The organism is Micromonospora sp. 067-2 (genome assembly GCF_046549295.1).
In the GTDB taxonomy this organism is placed as follows: domain Bacteria; phylum Actinomycetota; class Actinomycetes; order Mycobacteriales; family Micromonosporaceae; genus Micromonospora.
Window position 1 is genome coordinate 437,917 of record NZ_JAJPWB010000004.1, and the last position, 20,739, is coordinate 458,655.

A 20,739-nucleotide genomic window follows, 5' to 3' on the forward strand; every position below is an offset into this window, starting at 1 on the left:
GGACGGGTTCACCCCTTCCGGGCGAGCCCGCTTCACCCGTTCCTGGCCGAGGGTCGAGGGACGTGGACCGGGAGGACGGGTGGGGCCGATGGGACGGCTGACGCGGGCGGGATCCGCCCTCGGCGGCGCGGTGCTGGCCGGGGCGGCGGGACTGCTCCGCGTACCCCGTCGGCGTGGCCGGACCGGCGCGGACGGCGACCCCGCCGCGCCGGCCCGGTGGGAGGTGGTGACGGTGGGCCGGCCGCCGGACCAGGTGTTGCCGGGCGGCCGGCTCCCCGAGCCGCTGCGCCGGCTGGACGGCGCCGTCGAGGTGCGGATGCGACCGACGCCGGGGGGCCGGGGAACCGAGCTCGCCGCCCGCCCACTGGGCGGCGCCACACCGACCGCCGGACTGGCCGCGCACCTGTTCGACGATGACCCGGGCTCGCTGGTCCGCTGGATGCTGCGGCAGGTCAAACAGCGCATCGAGTCAGCCCCGTCATGATCTGCCGCCGGCAGCGGAAGGTGGCAGACTCTCGGAATGGCTCAGGAGCGGACGTATGACGTGGTGCTGTTCGGGGCCACCGGGTTCACCGGAGTTCTGACCGCCGAATACCTGGCCCGGCACGCGCCCTCCGGGCTGCGCTGGGCGCTGGCCGGGCGCAACCCCGATCGGCTCGCCGCCGTACGGGACCGGCTCGCCGCGATCGACCCGGCGCTGGCCGGGATGCCGCTGCTCACCGCCGACGTGACCGACGCCGGGTCGCTGCGCGCCGTGGCGGACAGCGCCCGGGTGGTGGCCAGCACCGTCGGCCCGTACATCCACCACGGGGAGCCGCTGGTCGCCGCTTGCGCGCGCGCCGGCACCGACTATGTGGACATCACCGGTGAGCCGGAGTTCGTCGACCTGATGTACGTCCGCCACGACGCCGAGGCGAGAAGCACCGGCGCGCGGCTGGTGCACGCCTGCGGGTTCGACTCCGTCCCGCACGATCTGGGCGTCTGGTTCACCGTCAAGCAGTTGCCCACCGACGTGCCGATCACCGTGGACGGTTACGTACGCGCCGGCGGCCGCTTCTCCGCCGGCACCTACCATTCCGTACTCACCGCGTTCTCCCGCACCGGGCAGGCCAGCCGGGCCGCCCGGGACCGCCGGGCGGTCGAGCCGCGCCCCACCGACCGTCGGGTCCGGGCGGTGTCCGGTCGACTGGCCCGCTCGGCAGAGCTGGGCATCTGGACCGTGCCGCTGCCCACCATCGACCCGCAGGTGGTCCGCCGGTCGGCGGCTGCCCGCCCGGAGTACGGCCCGGACTTCCGCTACCGGCACTTCGCCGCCGTGAAGCGGCTGCCGACGGTGCTGGCCGGCGCGGCGGGTCTCGGCGCGCTGGTCGGGTTGGTCAGGTTGCCGCCCACCCGGCGCTGGCTGCTCGGCCGGCTCGCCTCGGGGCAGGGGCCCACCGCGCAGCAGCGGGCGGCGTCCTGGTTCCGGGTCCGGTTCGTCGGCAGCGGGGGTGGGCAGCGGGTGGTCACCGAGGTCGCCGGCGGCGATCCCGGCTACGACGAGACGGCGAAGATGCTCGCCGAGTCGGCGCTCTGCCTGGCGCTGGACGAGCTGCCGCCGACCAGCGGCCAGCTCACCCCCGTCGGCGCGATGGGCGACGCGCTGCTCGACCGGCTCGTCCGGGCCGGGGTGACCTTCCGGGTGCTCAAGCGGGAGGCGACGACGCAGGGGCCGGAGAGCGCGCCGACGCCCGGGGCCGGAGCGGCCGCTTGACCCTCGAGCGGGTCGAGGGGGCAGGATGCCCGGCGTGGAGAGCGACCTGCACAGCATCGGCGAGTTGGCCCGGGCCAGCGGCCTGACCGTCAGCGCGTTGCGCTTCTACGACTCCGCCGGAGTGCTGGAGCCGGCCCTGGTCGACCCGGTGACCGGTTACCGCTGGTACGCCGACGAGCAGATCGCCCCGGCCCGGCTGGTGGCCGGGCTGCGCCGGGTCGGCATGCCGGTACCGGAGATCGCCGCGGCGGTACGCGCGGAGCCGGCAGCGGTGCACCGGATGCTCGACGCGCATCTGCGCCGGCTGTCGGACGGGCTCGCCGACGCCCACCGGGAGATCAGCAGGCTCCGGGCACTGGTCGACCCGGTGCCGTCGTCGAACACGACGCTGCTGCTCTCCCCCGCCGAGTTGGCCGCCGCCGTCGACGCGGTGCGCTTCGCCGTCGGTGCCGACCCGGAGCTGCCGGTGCTCTGCGGCGTGCTGCTCGACGTCGAGCCGGACGGCGTACGGCTGGTCGCCACCGACCGGCACCGGCTCGCGCTGGCCCGGGCCGGGGCCAATGTCGACGGGCCGCCGGTGCGGGTGCTCGTCGGGGTGGACCTGGTCGACCAGATCCGCGCGCTGCTCGACGCCGCCGACGCTCGGCCGGTGCGGCTGACCGTGTCCGGCGCGGACCTGCGGGTCGCGGTGGCCGGCCGGACGCTGGCGGGCACCGCCCTGCCCCACGACTTCCCCGACTACCGCAGACTGTTGCGGGAGGCCCTCGGACCGCAGCCGGCCACGTACCGGATCCCGTTGGACGTGGCGGCGCTGCGTGCGGCGCTGACCGACCCGACGGCTCCCACGGTGGCCCGCGCCCACCTCGGCGAGCCGCTGGCGGTCACCGTGCTCGGCCTCGACGACCGGGGCGGCCTGCGCCTGCTTCCCGCTGCCGACCTGACCGCCGCCGACCTCCCCGCCGCCGACCTGTCGCACGACCCGCTGGCGGGGCCGGGGCAGACCGACGTGCTGCGCGTCGGGGTGAACGGTGGCTTTCTGCTGGACGCTCTCCACGCGGCCGGCGGACCTCAACTGGTGCTGGAGCTGGACGGCCCGATCACGCCCCTGGCGGTCCGCCGCCCGGGCGACCCGGACACCTTCTCGGTGCTGATGCCGATCCGGCTCTGACCCGCGGCGGGCCCGTCGCCGGGCCGCATCCGCTCGCGAGCGTGATGCCACCCAGGCATATTGATGCCCGGGTGGCATCACGGTTGTCGGTGCGACACCCTGCCGCAGGGGCCGCCGCGAGGGCGGCGGCCGGTGACGGCGGTGCAGAGCACGGACCGGTGATCCACCGGGCAGTGCGGGCCCGGAGAACCGGCGACGGTAGCATTCGGGGGTTCCACCCGACCCCGGACGGAGGCGTACGGAGCAGCATGCTCGACATGGAGTTGATCCGGAAGGATCGCGAGGCGGTGGCGACCGCGCTGGCGAAGCGACTGGATCCCGCCGAGGTCGATCGGGCCCTGGACGAGATTCAGCGGCTCGACCAGGAGCGGCGCGCCCTGATCACGGAGATCGACGCCGAGCGGCAGCGCCGCAAGGCGGATGCCCGGGCATACGCGCAGGCGAAGCGCGCCGGCACCGAGCCGCAGGCCACCACGCCGGAGGCCGAGCGTAAGCAGCTCGCCGAGCTGGAGTCCCAGTTGGTCGAGGTGCAGGGTCGGCTGCGCGACGCGATGAGCGAGCTGCCGAACCTGCCCAGCGACGACGTCCTTCCCGGCGGCAAGGAGGCCAACCGGGTCGTCAAGACCTTCGGTGAGCCGCCGGCCATCGAGAAGGTCCGCGACCACGTCGAGTTGTCCCGCGCGTTGGGTCTGGTCGACTACGAGCGGGGCGTCAAGCTCGGCGGCTCCGGCTTCTGGATGTACACCGGTGTCGGCGCCCGACTGGAGTGGGCGCTGCTCAACTGGTTCATCGACCGGCACATCGCCGCGGGCTACGAGTTCCTGCTCCCGCCGCACCTGCTGCTCGACTCGGCCGGTTACGCCGCCGGGCAGTTCCCCAAGTTCTACGACGACGTCTACCACCTGGACTCCGATTCCGCCCCGCGCGGCCAGTTCCTGCTGCCCACCTCCGAGACGGCGATCCTCGGTGCGTACCAGGACGAGATCCTGGAAACCTCGAAGCTGCCGCTGAAGGCGTTCGCCTACACACCGTGCTACCGGCGGGAGTCGGCCGGTTCGCACTCCGACGAGCGCGGCACGGTACGCGGGCACCAGTTCAACAAGGTGGAGATCTTCCAGTTCACGCTGCCGGAGCAGGCCGACACGGCGCTGGAGGAGATGCTCGCCCACGCCGAGAGCCTCGTCGAGGGGCTGGGCCTGCACTACCAGCGCACGCTGCTCTCGGCCGGCGACGCCAGCGCGTCGATGAAGAAGACCCTCGACATCGAGGTGTGGATGCCGAGCACCGGCAAGTACAAGGAGGTCTCGTCGGTCTCCTGGGCCGGCGACTACCAGGCCCGCCGGGCGGCCATCCGCTACCGCGAGCCGGGCGGCAAGCAGAGCCGTTTCGTGCACACCCTCAACGGCTCGGCGCTGGCCACCAGCCGGCTCTTCCCGGCCATCCTCGAGCAGTTCCAGCAGCCCGACGGCTCCGTGCTGGTCCCCGAGGTCCTGCGCGACCGGGTGGGCACCGACCGTCTCACCCCCCGCTGACCGTCACCCTCCGGTCGATCGTGCGGTTGCAGTCTCCGCAATGGCGGCAACCGCACGATCGCGGGAGCGGGCACGGGCGTGGCGGCTGACGGCCGCCGCGAGCAGGAGGGCCGTCAGGGTGACGGCCAGGACGGCGGGGCCAGCCGCGTCGAGCGCGCCGGCGAGGCCGTGTTGCAGGCGGGCCGCCGCGCGGATCACCGGGTCGTGCGGGGCTTCGCGGCGACCGGCGGCCAGCCGCACCTCGTACCAGCCGTACCAGGCGACGTAGCCGCCGGCGGCCAGCAGCACCAGGCCGCTGAGTCGGGGCACCAGCGCGCCGGCGACGCGCAACCGGGCGACCAGCCCGTCGCGCAGCAACGCCACGCCGAGGGCGGCGACCGCGACCACCAGCCCCATTCCGAGGGCGTACGCGCCGAACAGGGCCAGCCCACGGCCGGTCGAGCCGGTCTGGAGACTGGTCACCACGATGGCCAGGAACGGTGCGACGGCGCAGCCGAGCGAGGCCATCGCGTACGTCGCGCCGAACAGGACCATGGACGGCCAGGACCGGGTCAGCCGGGGCGCCCGGGCGGACCAGCCGGGCGCGGGCAGTCGCCGCCCCGCGAGCAGCCAGCACCCGGCCACGACCAGCAGCAGCCCGAGCGCGACGGTCAGCCACGGCAACCGCGGCCGTAGCCAGCCGGCCAGCGGCGCGAGCGCCAGGCCGAAGGCGCCGAAGACCAGCACGTACCCCAGGGTCAGCCCGACCGCGGCGGTCAGCGCGCGGCCGACCGCGCCGCGAGCGCCGGGCGGCCCGGCGACCAACAGCGAGAGGTACGCGGGCAGCAGGGCGAAGCCGCACGGGTTGACCGCGCCGAGCATCCCGGCGGTCAGCGCGAGCAGCAGCGGGGCGGTCACGCCCCGGCCAGCGCGGCGACCCGGGCGGCGAGCGCCTCGCCGTCCAGGAAACCCTGGTGGACGACCGTGCCGTCACGGTCGATGATGACGAAGATGCTCTGCTCGGTCACCCTGAAACGACGCCAGAGCGTCCCGGCGCGGTCGTCGATCTGCGGCATGTCGCCGAGGTCGAACTCGGTGACGAAGGTCTTCATGGCCCGCTGCTCGCCGAGGCCGGCGACGCCGACGATCGGAACGGTGTCCCGGTACCGGGGCGCGATCTCGGCCACCGTCCAGGCCTGACTGGCGCAGGTGGCGCACCAGGGTGCCCAGAACCAGAGCACCACGGGCCGGCCGGCCAGCTTCGCCGCGTCGAACGCGGTTCCGGCCAGGGTGGTGCCGGTGAAGCGCAGGGTGTCCGGCACGGGGGACGCGGTGGCGGCCGGTGGGCCGGTCGACGCGGCGGCTCCGGAGCTGGTCGCCGCGGCCGGGGAGGCTGTGGGGGCGGGCGCGGATCCGGCGGCGGTCGGCGCGGAGTCGGCCGTACCGGTGCAGGATGCCGCTCCGAGCAGGGCGGCCGCCAGGGCACCGGCGGTCGCGGCCCGGCGTCCCGCGCCGACCCGGGGCGGGCGCCTCCGTGCGTACCAGCTGCGCATTGGCGTCTGCCTCTCTACTCGGCCCTGGCGAGTCGGAGGGCGAGCGACGGGCAGACCTTGACCGCCTTCAGCGCGCCCTCCCGCAGCCAGGTGGGCACCGGGGTGGGCGGGAAAGCGGGGAATCCGTTGCCGTCGAGTCGGATGAAGTCCGGCACCACGTGCGCGCAGAGCCCGTGCCCGTCGCAGCGCGACCAGTCCAGGGTGAGCTTCTGCGGGTTCGCGTCGGGTGCTCCGGGCAGCCCCATCACGCCCTTGGCCCGCCGGCCGCAGCCGTCGCCGGTGCTGTGCAACCGCAGATCGTCGACGAAGACCTCGATCGCGGAGAGGGCGAAACGGGCCGTGCCGTCCGGGTGGCTGCACGCGCCCCGGCCCTTCACCTCGCCGGCGGCGGCCCGCACCACGTCCGCGGGCTGGCTCCCGGCGACCGCCAGGTCCACGGCGCGGGCCAGGTCCGGCAGGCCCATCTTGCACGGCCCGCACTGGCCGGCGGACTCGCCGGCCAGGTAGCGCACCACCTGGGCGGCCTCGCCGAGCGGGCAGGTGTCGACGCCCAGCGGGATGATGATGCCCGCGCCGAGCGTGCCGCCGACCGCCGCCAAGCCCTTGCGGGAGACCTCCGCGCGGTCCGCCGCCTCCGGGCTGATCCACTTGCCGTGGTAGCCACCGGTCAGGATGCCCGGTGAGTCCGGGACCTCGCAGAGGTCGAGGATCTCCCGCAGCGGAGTGCCCGCCGCGCACTCCACGACCGCGGGTCGGGCCGCCGCGCCGGTGACGGTGAGCAGCACGGTGCCCGGTTCGTCGTCGGTGCCCAGCGCCGCGTACTCGTACGGGCCGAGCCGGGCGGCGATGGCGAGCTGGGCGTACGTCTCGGCGTTGGAGAGCAGGGTGGGCAGGCCGCCGACGCCGGAGTCGCTGGAGCGCTTCTTGGTGCCCGGTGGGATGTGCGGTAGCCCGTTGATCCCGTTGACCAGTGCGCCACCCTCGCCGGAGATGAACCGGTGCGGAACGGTGACGATGGTGGCCGGTACCGGCATCCGCCGTTCCGCCAGCGCCTCCATCAACGACTCCCGGCCGACGCCGTTGTCGGCCACGCTGATGATGATCTCCTCGGCGTCCAACGCGTACGCGGACAGCGCCGCGCCGTCCAGGATCAGGTGCGGGGCGCGGGTCAGCAGTACCTTGTCCTTCCAGCTGGCCGGCTCCCCCTCGCTGGCGTTGACCACCACCACGGCGGCGAGGTCCTGCCGCTCGCAGGACTCCAGCACCGCGCGTAGCTTGCGCGCGAACGGGAAGCCCGCCCCGCCCTTGCCCTTGAGCTGCATGCCCTCGGCGAGCCGGAGGAGCTGGGCCGGCTCCATCGGGCCGATCGGCCCGTGCACCTCCTCGTGCGCGGCCAGGTCGAGCCGGCCGAACTCCGCGAAGCCGGCGGTCAGCCGGGGCTCGCCCACGCAGGCCACCGGAGGCACGGCCGTGCGCATCACTTCGCCTCACCCCGCAACCCGGCCCAGTACGCGCCGTCGACCGCGTCCGCGCTGGCCTTGCGGCGCTTGCCGGACCGGCTCTCGCCGGCGGCCCGCCGTGCCCGCCGCGACGCGAGGTCGACCAGCGTGGGGGTGTCGTCGACGGGCGACGGCACCTCGTCGGACACGTACCGGGTCGGCGGGCGCCAGTAGTCCGGCTCCTCCGGCAGGTCGTCCTCTGCGCTGTGCCGGCCGCTGCCGCTGCGCGGTGCCGCCGAGATCGGCCCTCCGGAGATCGGCCCCGCCGAGATCGGCTCGGCGGAGACCGGGCCTGCCGAGACGGCTTCGGCCGGCTGCCACCGACGCGGGCTGTCCCACGGCTCCTCGGCTTCGTCGACCACCCGCTGCGCCGGCACCGAGTACCTGCCGTCGTCGTCGGTCCGGGACCGGCGGCGGGACCGCTCAACGGCCGGCTCCTCGTCCCGCCGGCGCCGGCTGGGCCGGACCGGTTCGCTGAGCGAGCCGGGCTCGGGGACCACCGGAACGGTGAACCGCTCGGGGTCGCGCCGCCGTGGCCCGGCCGGCGCGGTCCACGAGGTGGTGGTGGTCTCCGCCCAGGCGGGACGCTTCTCCTCGGTGCTCTCGCGGCGTCGTCCCAGCCCGGCCAGCAACGATCGGCCGCGACTCTCCTCGCCGGCGCGGCCGGCCATCGCCGTGTTCCGCACCGCGGCCTGGTGCTGCTCGCGGCTGCGCCGGCCGACGGTGACCGAGAGTCGGACCAGCAGCGCCAGGACGACCAGCAGGACGCAGCCGAGGTAGCTGACCACCACCCAGGACTGGGCGGCCCGACCGGCGTTCAGGCCGTGGAACAGGGCGAATGGCCAGGCGACGTACGCCGTGGAGTGCAGCGCCCGCCACAACCACTTCGGACCGACACCGGCGAAGCGGGCCCGGATGATGCCGGTCCAGATGACGCTGACCATGAGCAGGGCTGCCACCGTGCCCAGCCCGACGTAGAGGCCCCGGCCGCCGACGAAGGGCACCAGCGCGTCGGTCGCCGCCGCCCGGCCGGTGGCGATCTTGGTGAGCACGTGGAAGACCAGCCCGGCCACGCCCAGCACGCCGGTGGCCCGGTGCGACGACTGCAGCAGCACCCGGTGCGAGATGCGCAGCACCAACCGGTCGGTGGCTAGCAGGCCGAGCATCACGGTGAGACTCAGTGTCACCAGGGCGATGACGCCGGCGAAGAACTCGGTGAAGAAGAAGCCGTACGCGTACGCCGTCTGACCGGCGCCGGTCAGCATGGTCGCCGCCCAGAGCGCGGCGAGCGCCGACGCGATCAGCATGGTGGTCGCCGACCGCGAGCGGGTGCGTACCCCCCGACTGCTGGCACCGGTCCGGACGGTGGCCGCCTTCTGTTTCTGCTGTGCCCGGGCCATCTGCTCCTCGATCGTCTCGCGGCGGCGTACCACCGGCCGACCCCTGCTCCCCCATCCAGTACGGAACGGCGGGGCCTGCGGATCATCCGGGGGTGGAATTTTTCTGGGCCCGAGGCGGACAGCGACAGGTGTCCATGCATTGACAGTCGCCGCAACACGCTTGTAACCTTTCGGACAATTTCAGCCTGGTTTGCAAGATTCCGGCAACCGGGCCCCCTCCCCCTGCCGCGCCACCCACCCCCGCCCCGTCAGGAGTCCCCGATGCACCGACCTCGACGCGGCTCGGCGATCCTCGCCGTCGCCCTGGTCGCCAGCCTGCTCGTCCCCGCCACCGTGACGGCTCCCCCGGCCGTCGCCGCCCCGTCCGGCGCCAAGAAGGTCATCGTCCAGCTCTTCGAGTGGAACTGGCCCTCGGTGGCCAGCGAGTGCCAGAGCACGCTGGGCCCGAAGGGCTACGGCTACGTCCAGGTGTCACCCCCGCAGGAGCACGTGCGGGGCAACCAGTGGTACGTGGCGTACCAGCCGGTCAGCTATCGGATCGAGTCCCGCAAGGGCACCCGCGCCCAGTTCCAGTCGATGGTGAACACCTGCCACGCGGCCGGGGTCAAGGTGATCGTCGACGCGGTGATCAACCACATGTCCGGTCAGGACAACGGCGGCACCGGGTGGGCCGGATCGTCCTTCTCGCACTACGACTATCCGGGCATCTACCAGACGCAGGACTTCCACCACTGCGGGCGCAACGGCGGCGACGACATCGCCAACTACAACGACCGGTACGAGGTGCAGAACTGTGAACTGGTCAACCTCTCGGACCTGAGGACCGAGTCGGACTACGTCCGCACGAAGATCGCGTCGTACCTCAACGACCTGCTCTCCCTCGGCGTGGACGGCTTCCGGATGGACGCCAGCAAGCACATGCCGGCCGCCGACATCGCCGCGATCAGGGGCAAGCTCTCCCGCTCGGCGTACGTCGTGCAGGAGGTCATCTACGGCGCCGGGGAGCCGGTCCAGCCGACCGAGTACACCGGCAACGGTGACGTGCACGAGTTCCGCTACGGCAAGGATCTGGCCCGGGTCTTCCGCTCGGAGCGGCTGGCCTACCTGCGTAACTTCGGCGAGGGTTGGGGCCATCTGCCCAGTGGCCCGTCCTCGGTGTTCGTCGACAACCACGACACCCAACGCGACAACAGCGGGGTGCTGACCTACCGCGACCGGGGGATCTACGCCCTGGCGAACGCCTTCATGCTGGCCTGGCCGTACGGCTCCCCGACCGTCATGTCCAGCTACACCTTCAGCAACCGGGACGCCGGCCCGCCGTCGGACGGCGCCAACAAGACGCTCAACACCACCTGCTACTCCGGATGGGAGTGCGAGCACCGCTGGCCGGTGATCGCCAACATGGTCGGCTTCCGCAACGCCACCGAGGGTGCCGGCGTGGCCAACTGGTACGACAACGGCAACAACCACATCGCGTTCAGCCGTCTCGGCAAGGGTTTCCTCACCGTCAACGACGAGGACTCCGCCGTGAACGGGCGCTCCTACTACACCGGGCTGCCCGCCGGCCGGTACTGCGACGTCATCCACGGCACGTACGCGGGCGGAGCGTGCAGCGGGCCGGTGATCACTGTGGACGGCGACGGGTGGTTCGCCGCCACCGTACCGGCGCACGACGCCGTGGCGATCCACATCGGCGCGCGCCTCTGACCCTCGCGGAGAAGGTGTCCCTGCTGTCGTTTCTTGTCGGGCAGGGACACCTTCTCCGGATGAAAAGTCCGATAGAGTAATTTAGTGTCGTTTGACCGAATGAATCGTCGTCGCGGTGTGTGGGTCGCCGCCGCCGTCACCGTGGTCGCCCTGCTGACCGGCGCGCTGCTGATCGGCCAGGCCCTCACCCCGCGCTCGAAGACCCCCGACCGGTCGGCTGCGACCGCCCTCGACCCGACGCCGAGCAGCATGGATCAGAGCCCCGAGGAGCAGGTGCCGGCCGCCGCGCCCGCCCCGGCCAACCTGCCGGTGGTCGCCTACGATCCCGCTCCCCGGGGTTTTCCGTCCGACCCGGCCGCCATGGACACCACGCCGCTGACCGAGGGCGCGCACCCGACGCGACGGATCGCCGCCTACAACGCGCCCGGCGGGCGCCCGCTGGCGTTCCTCGAACCCACCCTCGCCGGCGTCGAGCTGACCGTGCCGATCGCCCAGCGTCGGGTCGGCTGGACGGCGGTCCTGCTGCCCTCGGCCAACCGGCGACTCGCCTGGTTGCCGCCGGGCGGGTTCGCCACCGTGGCACTGCGCGACCAGATCGTGGTGGAACGCGCGGTCCACCGGCTCACCTGGTACCGGGCCGGCAAGGCGGTGCGCTCCTGGGAGGTCAGCCTCGGCCAGTCGGGGCAGGACACCCCGCTCGGCCGGACCTTCATCCTGGGCCGCACGCCACCACCGGAGCAGGTCTACGGCGGGGTGGACATCTACGCGCTCGGCTCGGTGCCCGACGACCCGGAGTCGGTGCCATCCGGGCTGCGTGGTGCGCACATCGGGGTGCACACCTGGTACAACGACGACGACCTTGGTGAGAACACCACCAACGGCTGCATCCGGTTGACCCCCAGCGGCCAGCGGGAGCTGCTCGCCGAGGTCCGGCCCGGCAGCAGCGTGGTGGTGGTCGACCGGCTGCCCACCCCACCGCCGACCGCCTGAGCGCCACTCGCTCCGCGGCAACGCTCACGCGCCGAGAAGCCAGCCGTTCTGCTCGGCGACCCGGATGGCATCGGCCCGGTTGCGGGCACCGGTCTTGCCGATCGCCGCCGAGAGGTGGTTGCGGATCGTCCCCTCGGACAGGTGCAGCACCCGGGCCAGGTCGGCGACCGTGCCGCCGGCCCGGGCCGTCCGGAGCACCTCGGTCTCCCTCTCGGTCAGCGGGCTCACCCCGCTGGCCAGGGTCTCCGCGGCCAGCGTCGGGTCGACCACCCGCAGGCCGGCGTGCACGCGGCGGACCGCGTCGGCGAGTTGCCGGGCCGGGGTGTCCTTGACCACGAAGCCACTCGCACCGGCCTGCATCGCCCGGCCCAGGTAGCCGGGCCGACCGAAGGTGGTCACCACCAGCACCCGGCAGGTCGGCAGCGCGGCCCGCAGCGCGGCGGCGGCGGCGATCCCGTCAAGGCCAGGCATCTCCACGTCCAGCAGGGCCACGTCCGGTGTGGTCCGGAGTGCCTCCGGCACCACCTCGTCACCGCGACCGACCTCGGCCACGACGAGCAGATCGGGTTCCAACGCGAGCAGCGCGGCCAGCGCCCCACGGACCAGCGCCTGATCATCGGCGAGCAGCAGCCGGATCGGCCCGCTCACCGCGGAACCTCGGCCGGGGGCACGCGTACCGCCAGCAGGAAACCGGAACCGTCCGGACCGCGACCGACGCTCACCACGGCGTTCAACCGCCGCGCCCGTTCGCGCAGGCCGACCAGGCCGTGCCCGGCGGAGTCCGGAACGGACGGACCTCGGCCGTCGTCACTCACCTCGACCCGATCCTGGTGCGCCCGGATCGTGCAGCACCGCGCCCCACTGTGCCGGACCACGTTGGTCACTCCTTCCCGTACCGCCCAGCCGAACAGTTGGTCGCGCTCCGCCGGCAACTCGGGCACCGCGGCCGGCAGCTCCGCCGCGATGCCCGCCGCGACCAGGGCGGTCCGGGCTCCGGCGAGCTCACCGACGAGGGTCACCTCGCGGTACGCCCCGGCGGTCTGCCGTACGTCGGCCAGCGCCGCCCGGGCCAGCGCCTCCACCTCGGCGATCTCGGTGGCCGCCCGGGTCGGGTCCACCTCGATGAGCCGGCCGGCCAGCTCCGCCTTGATGGCGACCACGGTCAGCGAGTGCCCGAGGATGTCGTGCAGGTCCCGAGCGGCGCGAGCCCGCTCCTCGGCCACCGCCAGTCGGCTGATCTCCTGCTGGGCGGCCTGGAGTTGGCTGTTGCGCTGGGCCAGTCGGGACACCCCGAACATGGCGAACGAGGCGAGCAGCACCGCCGCGGTGACGGTGCCCTCCCCCATCCACGTCGGTATGAGCCAGCCCGCCACCATCGGGGTCACCGCGCAGAACGCCACCACGACCAGTGCCTGCCGGATGGGCAGCAGGAACACCCCGGCAGCGGCCACGAACACCAGCGTGGCCGTCCAGTCCCCGGCGGCACCCGGGATGCTGGCCAGGCCCAGCCCGAGCAGCAGCAGTAGCGCCGTCCACGCTCGGCGCCGAGGGATCGGCCGCAGGTGCTGGCGCAGGTGCCGGGCCCGCTGGAAGACCAGCACGTAGCCGACGCCGAAGGCGACCAGGGCGGCCACGCCGACGACCCGCCGCCACGGCTGCGGCTGCTGCAGCGCGGTGGTGAGGGGCACGTTGAGGAAGAACAGCCATACCGCGGCCAGCAACCAGCCGGTGATCCGCCAGTAGCGGCTCACCGGCCAGGGCTGACCCGCGGGCGGATTCATCGGGTCCACGCTAGCGGTCGCCGGCTCAGACCCGAGCGGTGTCCCGGCGGAACAGCCGGGCCGCGCCGATGCCGAAGACCAACGCCCAGGCCACCATGTTGGCCACACCGGCCACACTCACCCCGTCACCGGTCAGCGGCGCTCGGGACAACTCACCCATCCCGTAGACCGGGGTGAACGTCGCGACCTGTTGCAGCACGTGCGGCAGCACCTCGACCGGCACGAAGAGCCCGCCGAACATGGCCAGGATGGCCAGGATCGGCCCGATGAACTGCATGACGTTCTCGGCCGGCACCAGGTAGCCGACGAAGAGCCCGAACGCGGCGAAGACCAGCGAGCCGACCCAGGCGGCCAGCCCGGCCAGCAGCCACACGTGCGCCGGCAGGCGGACCCCGGCAGCGGCACCCACACCGAACTCGACCACCACCGCGAGCAGGCCGAGGGTCATCGCGGTGATCAGCTTGGTGGCCACGTACGCGGCCGGGCGCAGCGGGGTGAGCCGCAGCTGACGGCTCCACCCCAGGGCGCGCTCGGTGGCCACCGCGCCGCCGGCGCTGGTGGTCGCCACCATGGCCGCGTACACCGCGAGGCTGATCATCACGTACGCGGTCACCGGGCGGCCGTTGTCGAGTGTCTGCCCACGCTGCGGCAGGCCGAAGATGAGGAAGAAGACACCCGGCATGATCAGCGTGAACGCGAGGGTGCGGCGGTTGCGCAGCACGCGGCGCAGCTCGATGCCCAGGACGGCCGGGGCGAACCCGCCGAGGGCGGGCAGTCGGCGGTCCGGCTGTTCGGGCCGGTCGGTGCGGGTGGCGACGGGAGTGGCCGGCAGGGTCGTCATCTCAGGCTCCGGTGTGCTCGGTGGTCAGGGCGAGGAAGGCGTCCTCGAGGTTGCGGGAGGTGATCTCCACGTCCCGGGCCGGGGTCCGGGTGAGCAGGTGTCGGGCGATTCCGTCCGAGTCGTTGGTGCGCACCAGCACGCTGTCGCCGCGGATCTCCACCGCCTCCACGCCGGGCAGGGCGGCCAGCGCGGCCTGGTCGGCGCCGGGCAGGGTGGCCCGGACCGTACGGCCGGAGGCCAGGTTCTTGATCTCCGCGGTGGTGCCGTCGGCGACGATGCGTCCCTGCCGGACCAGCACGATCCGGTCGGCGTACGCGTCGGCCTCGTCCAGGTAGTGGGTGGCGAAGAGAACCGTCCGCCCGGCCCGTGCGTCACGGCGCAGTGCCTGCCAGAAGTCCCGCCGGCCCTCGACGTCCATTCCCGTGGTCGGCTCGTCGAGCACCATCAGGTCCGGGTCGGGCAGCAGGGCCAGCGCGAAGCGCAGACGCTGCTGCTGGCCGCCGGAGCAGCGCCCGACCAACCGGTCGGCGATGTCGGCGATCCCGGCCCGCTCCAGCACCTCGGCGACGGGTCGGGTGTGCCGGTAGAAGTTCGCGGTCATCCGGACCGTCTCGCCGACGGTGAGGTCCTTGAGCAGGCCGCCGGTCTGCAACACGGCGGCGACCCGCCCCCGGGCCACAGCCTCGTCCGGGGTGCCGCCGAGAATCCGGACCGTACCCGCGTCCGGACGGGCCAGCCCGAGCAGCATGTCGATGGTCGTGGTCTTGCCCGCGCCGTTGGGGCCGAGAAACGCCACCACCTCGCCGGGCTGAACCCGCAGGCTCAGCCCGTCGACCGCGGTGACCGCGCCGAAGGTCTTGGTGAGGCCGTTCAGTTCGACGGCCGGATGCGTACTGGTCATGTCATTCATGCTCCGGCGCCCCGGCAGCCGCTACCCGCAACGCCCGTCACGTTCCGCCCATGACATTTGTCAGGTTCGCGGCCGGCGGCGAGCCGGTCCTGCCAGTGGAGGCATTCAGCGCACGGCAACGGGTAACCGCCCGCCGGAACGCCGCGACACCGGGAGGACGCGATGGGTGCCACAGGGCAGGGTCAGGTCGACACGGTCGTGTTGATCCACGGGCTCTGGATGACTCCGCGCAGCTGGGAGGGGTGGGCCGACCGGTACGGCGCACGTGGTCTGCGGGTGCTCACCCCGGCCTGGCCGGGGATGGACCGGGAGGTCGAGCGGCTACGCGACGACCCCGCCCCGATCGCCGAGCAGAGCATCACCACGATCGTCGCGCACTACGACCGGATCATCCGGGCACTGCCCCGACCGCCGATCATCATGGGGCATTCGTTCGGTGGGCTGTTCACGCAGATCCTGCTCGACCGGGGGCTCGGCGCGGCCGGGGTGGGTGTGCACCCCGCAGCCCCCAGGGGAGTGCTCAAGGTGCCGCTCAGCACGCTGCGCTCCGGGTTCTCCATCCTGCGCAATCCGGCCAACCGGAACCGGGCCGTCCCGTTCACGCAGGAGGACTTCCACTACGCGTTCGGCAACACGATGACCCGCGCGGACTCCGACCGGGCCTGGCAGCGGTACGCCGTCCCGGGTGCCGGGCGGGTGCTCTTCGAGGGGTCGTTCGCCAACATCGACCCACGCTCACCTGCCAAGGTCGACTTCGGGCGCGACGACCGCGCGCCGCTCCTGCTGATGGCCGGGGAGGTCGACCACGTGGTGCCGGCGTCGGTGGTGCGCACCAACGCCGGGCTCTACCAGAAGTCCCGGGCCCTCACCGCGTACGAGGAGTTTCCCGGACGGTCGCACTTCACCGCCGGGCAGGATGGCTGGGAGAAGATCGCCGACTACGCGCTGGACTGGGCGCTGCGCGCGGCGGCGCTGCCCCGGGAGGCGACCATCGCCAGCGAGAGCCCGCGCCGCTGAACCGGTAACCGGGCCGGCACACACGATCAATTTCCGCCTCTTGCGGGCATGCTGCTCGTCACCGATCGGTGGGAGAGCCGCCAGACGGGCCCTCGTCCGCTCCACCCGCTGGCCCTCAGCTGCCCAGCGAGAAGTCCGGGGAACACGGCGTGCCCTGAGCCTTGTCCCACGCCGCCCGTTGGGTGAGCCCGGACTCGGTGGCGGTCACCTGACCGTTCCTGGCCGAGGTGCCGTGCCCGGCCAGGACGATCGTCGTCTGCTCGATCTCGTACTGGTCGGTGCTCATTCCCATCTTCGCGGCCCGCAGGCCCACCAGCGTCTCGCCCTTGGCGTTCCGCACGCATCCGACCCCGGTGCCGGGGGTCGCGAAGCTCTTGTCGAAGGCGTACTGCTCACCCTGCGCGTTCCTGGTGGCCACCACCTTGCAGTCGACCAGGGCGAAGAGCTTCCACTGTCGCCCGCCGCCGAGCAGGATCACCGCGGACCCGTCGGAGTTCCGGAACGCCTCGCCGCCCGGCTCAGCGGGGTCGGCGGTGTCGTACCGGACCGACGACGTGGCGCCGCTCGCGGTGCGGACGCCGAACATCGCGTCCGGGGTCAGGAAGAGCGTCTCGGACCTTCCGTCGCCGTCCAGGTCGGCGACGGTGGCCTTCCGCGAGCCCGCCGGGATCGCCACCCCGTTCGACGTGCAGCCGGCACCCGAGGTCGAAGCCGCGCCGGTCGTCGCTGCCGCGCTGGGGGTCGCCGTGGGAGTCGCCGCGGACGACGAGGCTGGGGCGACCGGAGTCGGCGCAGACGCGGTCGGGCCGCCCGTGCTGTCGCAGCCGGCCACCGCGGTCAGTCCCAGCGCCGCGACTGCCACGAGTGTGGGTAGCTTCAGACGTCGCATGATCACGCTTCCTCCATCGATTCCCCGCCGGTGCCTCGCGTAGCCCCGCCCCGTGGATGTCAACCTCCATTGCCCCGTCCGGTACGGCGTCACTCCCGCACCGGCGAGCGTCACGCTGTGAATGTCCTGGGCGGCGGCCGTTCATCGCCGGTTGCCGTCAGCATGGCGGGGCCGATTCCGGGTATCGCACCACGATGAGGGCGAGCTTCCGGCTTGGCCGGATCGCGGGGGTACCGGTCGGGGTCAACTGGAGCGTTCTGGTCATCTTCGCCCTGATCACGTGGGGGCTGGCGGCCAACCAGTTCCCCCGCTCCTATCCCGACCGCTCTGCGGTGGCGTACACCCTGGCGGGCCTGGCCGCCGCGGTGGTCTTCTTCGTCGGCCTGCTGGCCCACGAGGTGTCGCACGCGATCGTGGCCAAGCGCAACGGGCTGACGGTCGACGGCATCACGCTCTGGCTGTTCGGTGGGGTGGCCGAGCTGAAGGGCGAGCCGCGCGACCCGGGCGCGGAGCTGCGGATCGCCGGGGTCGGCCCGCTGGTCAGCCTGCTGATCGGGGCCTTCTTCGGCGTCGTCGCCGGGCTGCTCGCGCTGGCCGGGCAGCGCGGGCTGCTGCTCGGGGCGCTGGCCTGGCTGGCCGGCATCAACGTGCTGCTGGCGGTCTTCAACGTGCTGCCGGCCGCGCCGCTGGACGGCGGTCGACTGCTGCGCGCCGCGGTGTGGAGGGCCACCGGAGACCGGAACAGAGCGTCGGTGGTCGCCGCCCGCGCCGGCTGGGTGCTGGGCGCGCTGCTGATCGGTCTCGGACTCTGGCAGTTCCTGTCCGGGGTCGGCTTCGGTGGGCTCTGGCTGGCGCTGATCGGCTGGTTCCTGATCGGTGCCGCCGGGACGGAGGAGCGGCAGGCCCGCGCGGGCAGCGCGCTACGCGGGATCCGGGTGGGCGATGTGATGACGCCGCAGCCGCAGACCGCCTCGGCGGAGATGACGGTGGCCGACTTCGTCGACCACTATCTGTTCGCGTACCGGCATTCGGCGCTGCCACTGACCGAGGAGGGCCGGCCGACCGGCCTGGTCACCCTGGATCGGGTACGCGGCGTGGCGGCCGACCGGCGGGCGTCGACCACGCTGGCCCAGGTGGCCTGCCGGGCCGACCAACTCGTGCTCGCCCAGCCCGACGAACAGCTCAACGACCTGCTCCCCCGCCTCAGCGAGTGCGCCGACGGCCGGGCCCTCGTGGTGACCGACGGCCGGCTGGTCGGCATCGTCTCGCCCAGCGACATCTCCCGGGCCGTCCAGCGGGGCACCCTGCGCACCAACAGTCCCACCCCCGCCACCTCCCGGTGATCATGGAGTTAGCGGCGCGACACGCCGACACCGACGCCGCTAACCTCATGATCGACCTCTCTCGGCGGCGTGCGGTCAGGAGTGGGGACAGGTGTCGCGGTACTCCTGGATGGTGCTGGCGCGCGGGGCGGGACAGAGGAACTGCTCGTAGCGGGTGTCGTCGTCCACGAAACGCTTCAGCCAGGAGATGCTGTACTTCGCGATCGTCACGTTCGGCGAGGTGGGCGCCGAGTGGCTGGCGGCGTTCAGTTCCAGGTACGCCTTGTCCAGGCTCGCCGGCAGGCTCGTGTAGAACGGCTCCGAGTGCGACGTCACCGGCGCCACCGAGTCGTTCTCGGCGCCTACCACCAACGTCGGCACGGTCACGCCCGACCAGTTCTTGACGGTGTGCCACCCGGTCAGCGGGATGGCTGCCTGCAACTGCGGCCTGGTGTTCGCCGCCGACAGGCTGCCGCCGCCACCCATCGAGTGGCCCATCACGGCGAGCCGGCTGCGGTCGATGCGGGTACGCACGGTGCTGGTGTTGCTCAGGTAGTCCAGGGCGGCGAGCAGTTGGGTACCCCGGCTGGCCGGCTGGTCGTACCGGGACAGCGTGTCGATGGTGATCACGACGAACCCCTGCGAGGCCAGTCGCGGCCCGAGCCAGGCCACGCTGGACTGGGTGGCGGTGTAGCCGGGCGAGATCGCCACCGCGCCGAAGGTGCCCTCGGCCGTGCTGGTCGGGTAGTAGATCGTGCCGCCCCGGAATCCGGTGACGCTGGCGGACGGGACGGTGCTCTGGGCGATGGCGAACGGCCCGCGGGTGGCCTCGATGCTGGCCACGGTGGGGGCCGGGCCGCGCTGGTAGGGGCTGGCTGCGGCGTGGGCGGCGGGCGCGGCGCCCAGGCCGGCACCGAGCACGGCCAGGGCGATCGCCCAGCGGGCGGCGCGCCGCGGCCGGCGCGCCGGTGGTACTCCGGTGATGGCGGGTACGGGCTGCATGTCTCCTCCGAGGGGGAAGGAGCCGACGGTCCCGGGACGGGGACCGGCCGAGGGCATCCATCGACATTCGTCATTGTCGTCGGATACGGCTGCCCACATCAATCCCAGCCGCCCCATGCCACCGCGGTATGGCACCGGGTGCGGGGTCAGCGGGGGAAGTAGCGGTCCAGCTGGTCGGTGCGGAACGTGCCCCTGGCGTCGAGGCTGCCCAGCAGGGCGGCGAAGTCCGCGTACCGGGGGTAGCGGGCCGCCAACTCGGCCGGGTCGGTGACGAAGACCTTGCCCCAGTGCGGCCGCGGCGCGAACGGCGTCAGTCGGTCCTCCACCGCGGCCACCACCGGCAGCACCGCGGCGGTGTCGGCGATCCACGTGAAGTGCAGGGCGAGGCTGTCCCGCCGGTGGTTCGGGCTGAGCCACAGCTCGTCCGCCGCCACCGTACGCAGCTCGCACACCTGCAGCACCGGGGCGATCAGATGCGCCACGTCGTCCAGGGCGGCGAGCGCGTCGGCCGCCGCCGCGCGGGGCACGTGGTACTCGGACTGGAGTTCGTCGCCGCTGCTCGGGGTGAAGCCGAGCCGGAAGTGCGGCAGCCGCTCGTGCCACGGGCCGGGCACGCCGAGCTGCGGGGTGCAGTTCTCCGCCGGCATCCCGAGCACCGGGTGCCGCGGCTGGTCGGCCGCGGTGGTGCCGAGCCAGTCCGCCGGCGGCGGCGGTTGGTCCGCCAGTTGTTTGCGCCACACCTCGCGCAGTCGCGGCGTCCGCCAGTCGGTGAACACGCTGACGCTGTACGCCGAGCCGAGCGCCTCGTCCAACGCTTCCCTGGGTAGGTCGAGCCGCGCGTACTGGCGCACCTCGAAGGACGGCACCAGGTCCAGGGTGACCCGGGTGACCAGGCCGAACGCGCCGAGCCCGACCACCATGCCGGCGAAGGTGTCGCCGTCGGTGTCGCGGTCGAACCACAGCAGGTCGCCGTCGGCGGTGACCAGTTCCAGGCCGGCGACCGAGGTGGCCAGGTTGCCGTGGGTCTGGCCCGAGCCGTGGGTCGCGGTGGCCACCGCACCGGCCACCGAGATGTGCGGCAGCGAGGCGAGGTTGGCCAGCGCGTACCCCTGGGCGTACAGCTGTCGGGCGACGTCGCCGTAGCGCAGCGCGCCGGAGACGGTGACCCGCGCCCGGTCGGGCTCCACGTCCACAGCCGGCGGCAGCCCGGCCAGGGTGACCAGGTCCCCGTCGGTGTCACCGAAGCGGTTGAACGAGTGTCCGCTGCCCACCGCCCGGATCCGGTTGCTGCCGGCGACCAGCCGGCGCAGCTCGTCGATGGAGGTGGGTCGGTGGTACGCCCGAGCGGCGTAGCGCACGTTCCCGGCCCAGTTGCGGCGCGGCACGTCGGCCACCG

At 73.2% G+C, this 20,739-nt stretch carries 19 protein-coding genes; 8 read left to right on the forward strand and 11 right to left on the reverse strand.

The window, feature by feature from the left end; genetic code table 11:
- Window positions 1-88 precede the first annotated feature (88 nt).
- The 4 genes from ACLJN9_RS11815 (at window position 89) to serS (ending at window position 4,453) form a co-directional block, all read left to right on the forward strand.
- Entirely contained in the window at window positions 89-484 is a 396-nt protein-coding gene (locus ACLJN9_RS11815; RefSeq protein WP_410811239.1) for a hypothetical protein, read from the forward strand.
- A 36-nt stretch (window positions 485-520) separates the two neighbouring features.
- Window positions 521-1,753, forward strand: a complete 1,233-nt coding sequence (locus ACLJN9_RS11820) for a saccharopine dehydrogenase family protein (RefSeq protein ID WP_410811240.1) — start codon at window positions 521-523, stop codon at window positions 1,751-1,753.
- Between the two features lie 25 nt (window positions 1,754-1,778).
- The gene (locus ACLJN9_RS11825) at window positions 1,779-2,921 is read left to right on the forward strand and encodes a MerR family transcriptional regulator (protein ID WP_410811242.1); all 1,143 of its coding nucleotides are present in this window, start codon (window positions 1,779-1,781) and stop codon (window positions 2,919-2,921) included.
- A 248-nt stretch (window positions 2,922-3,169) separates the two neighbouring features.
- Window positions 3,170-4,453, forward strand: a complete 1,284-nt coding sequence (gene serS / locus ACLJN9_RS11830; RefSeq protein WP_410811244.1) for a serine--tRNA ligase — start codon at window positions 3,170-3,172, stop codon at window positions 4,451-4,453.
- Window positions 4,454-4,456: 3 nt separating this feature from the next.
- Here serS and ACLJN9_RS11835 read toward each other — a convergent pair whose 3' ends face one another.
- The 4 genes from ACLJN9_RS11835 to ACLJN9_RS11850 are packed head-to-tail and all read right to left on the reverse strand — an operon-like array spanning window position 4,457 to window position 8,917.
- A complete protein-coding gene (locus ACLJN9_RS11835; protein WP_410811245.1) occupies window positions 4,457-5,350 on the reverse strand; it encodes a cytochrome c biogenesis CcdA family protein in 894 nt (297 codons plus the stop codon).
- Entirely contained in the window at window positions 5,347-5,985 is a 639-nt protein-coding gene (locus ACLJN9_RS11840) for a redoxin domain-containing protein (protein WP_410811247.1), read from the reverse strand. Before ACLJN9_RS11840 ends, ACLJN9_RS11835 begins: the two co-directional genes overlap by 4 nt.
- A gap of 14 nt (window positions 5,986-5,999) precedes the next feature.
- Complete coding sequence (locus tag ACLJN9_RS11845; protein WP_410811248.1) at window positions 6,000-7,463, reverse strand: NADH-ubiquinone oxidoreductase-F iron-sulfur binding region domain-containing protein; 1,464 nt, start codon at window positions 7,461-7,463, stop codon at window positions 6,000-6,002.
- On the reverse strand, window positions 7,463-8,917 hold the full coding sequence (locus ACLJN9_RS11850; protein ID WP_410811250.1) for a hypothetical protein: 1,455 nt from the start codon (window positions 8,915-8,917) through the stop codon (window positions 7,463-7,465). Before ACLJN9_RS11850 ends, ACLJN9_RS11845 begins: the two co-directional genes overlap by 1 nt.
- Window positions 8,918-9,145: 228 nt before the next feature.
- Here ACLJN9_RS11850 and ACLJN9_RS11855 point away from each other — a divergent pair, with 228 nt between their 5' ends.
- Together ACLJN9_RS11855 and ACLJN9_RS11860 are read left to right on the forward strand one after the other, a co-directional pair.
- Window positions 9,146-10,591, forward strand: coding sequence for an alpha-amylase family glycosyl hydrolase (locus ACLJN9_RS11855; protein ID WP_410811252.1), 1,446 nt, complete (start codon window positions 9,146-9,148; stop codon window positions 10,589-10,591).
- Window positions 10,592-10,690: 99 nt separating this feature from the next.
- Entirely contained in the window at window positions 10,691-11,581 is an 891-nt protein-coding gene (locus tag ACLJN9_RS11860) for a L,D-transpeptidase (protein ID WP_410811254.1), read from the forward strand.
- Between the two features lie 24 nt (window positions 11,582-11,605).
- Here ACLJN9_RS11860 and ACLJN9_RS11865 read toward each other — a convergent pair whose 3' ends face one another.
- From ACLJN9_RS11865 to ACLJN9_RS11880, 4 genes are read right to left on the reverse strand one after another with little or no spacing between them, the layout of a single operon-like run.
- Window positions 11,606-12,229 (reverse strand): response regulator, encoded by a 624-nt coding sequence (locus tag ACLJN9_RS11865; RefSeq protein WP_410811255.1) that lies wholly within the window; start codon window positions 12,227-12,229, stop codon window positions 11,606-11,608.
- Window positions 12,226-13,362, reverse strand: a complete 1,137-nt coding sequence (locus tag ACLJN9_RS11870) for a sensor histidine kinase (RefSeq protein ID WP_410811257.1) — start codon at window positions 13,360-13,362, stop codon at window positions 12,226-12,228. Before ACLJN9_RS11870 ends, ACLJN9_RS11865 begins: the two co-directional genes overlap by 4 nt.
- 25 nt (window positions 13,363-13,387) lie before the next feature.
- Complete coding sequence (locus ACLJN9_RS11875) at window positions 13,388-14,203, reverse strand: ABC transporter permease (RefSeq protein ID WP_410811259.1); 816 nt, start codon at window positions 14,201-14,203, stop codon at window positions 13,388-13,390.
- A 1-nt stretch (window position 14,204) separates the two neighbouring features.
- Window positions 14,205-15,104 (reverse strand): ABC transporter ATP-binding protein, encoded by a 900-nt coding sequence (locus ACLJN9_RS11880; RefSeq protein WP_410811261.1) that lies wholly within the window; start codon window positions 15,102-15,104, stop codon window positions 14,205-14,207.
- Window positions 15,105-15,275: 171 nt separating this feature from the next.
- Here ACLJN9_RS11880 and ACLJN9_RS11885 point away from each other — a divergent pair, with 171 nt between their 5' ends.
- Window positions 15,276-16,130: an alpha/beta hydrolase gene (locus ACLJN9_RS11885; protein ID WP_410811263.1), complete on the forward strand. Its 855-nt coding sequence runs from the start codon at window positions 15,276-15,278 to the stop codon at window positions 16,128-16,130.
- A 115-nt stretch (window positions 16,131-16,245) separates the two neighbouring features.
- On the opposite strand, the gene ACLJN9_RS11890 is transcribed toward ACLJN9_RS11885, so the two are convergent.
- Window positions 16,246-17,019 carry a hypothetical protein gene (locus ACLJN9_RS11890; protein ID WP_410811265.1) on the reverse strand — a complete coding sequence of 258 codons (774 nt, stop codon included), beginning with the start codon at window positions 17,017-17,019 and terminating at the stop codon, window positions 16,246-16,248.
- Window positions 17,020-17,213: 194 nt separating this feature from the next.
- Between ACLJN9_RS11890 and ACLJN9_RS11895 the strand changes: the two genes are divergently transcribed.
- Window positions 17,214-18,362 (forward strand): site-2 protease family protein, encoded by a 1,149-nt coding sequence (locus tag ACLJN9_RS11895; protein ID WP_410811267.1) that lies wholly within the window; start codon window positions 17,214-17,216, stop codon window positions 18,360-18,362.
- Window positions 18,363-18,437: 75 nt separating this feature from the next.
- Here the strand turns inward: ACLJN9_RS11895 and ACLJN9_RS11900 are convergent, their stop codons facing one another.
- Window positions 18,438-19,343, reverse strand: coding sequence for an alpha/beta hydrolase (locus ACLJN9_RS11900; RefSeq protein WP_410811268.1), 906 nt, complete (start codon window positions 19,341-19,343; stop codon window positions 18,438-18,440).
- A gap of 146 nt (window positions 19,344-19,489) precedes the next feature.
- Window positions 19,490-20,728 carry an FAD-binding protein gene (locus tag ACLJN9_RS11905; RefSeq protein ID WP_410811452.1) on the reverse strand — a complete coding sequence of 413 codons (1,239 nt, stop codon included), beginning with the start codon at window positions 20,726-20,728 and terminating at the stop codon, window positions 19,490-19,492.
- Window positions 20,729-20,739 lie beyond the last annotated feature (11 nt).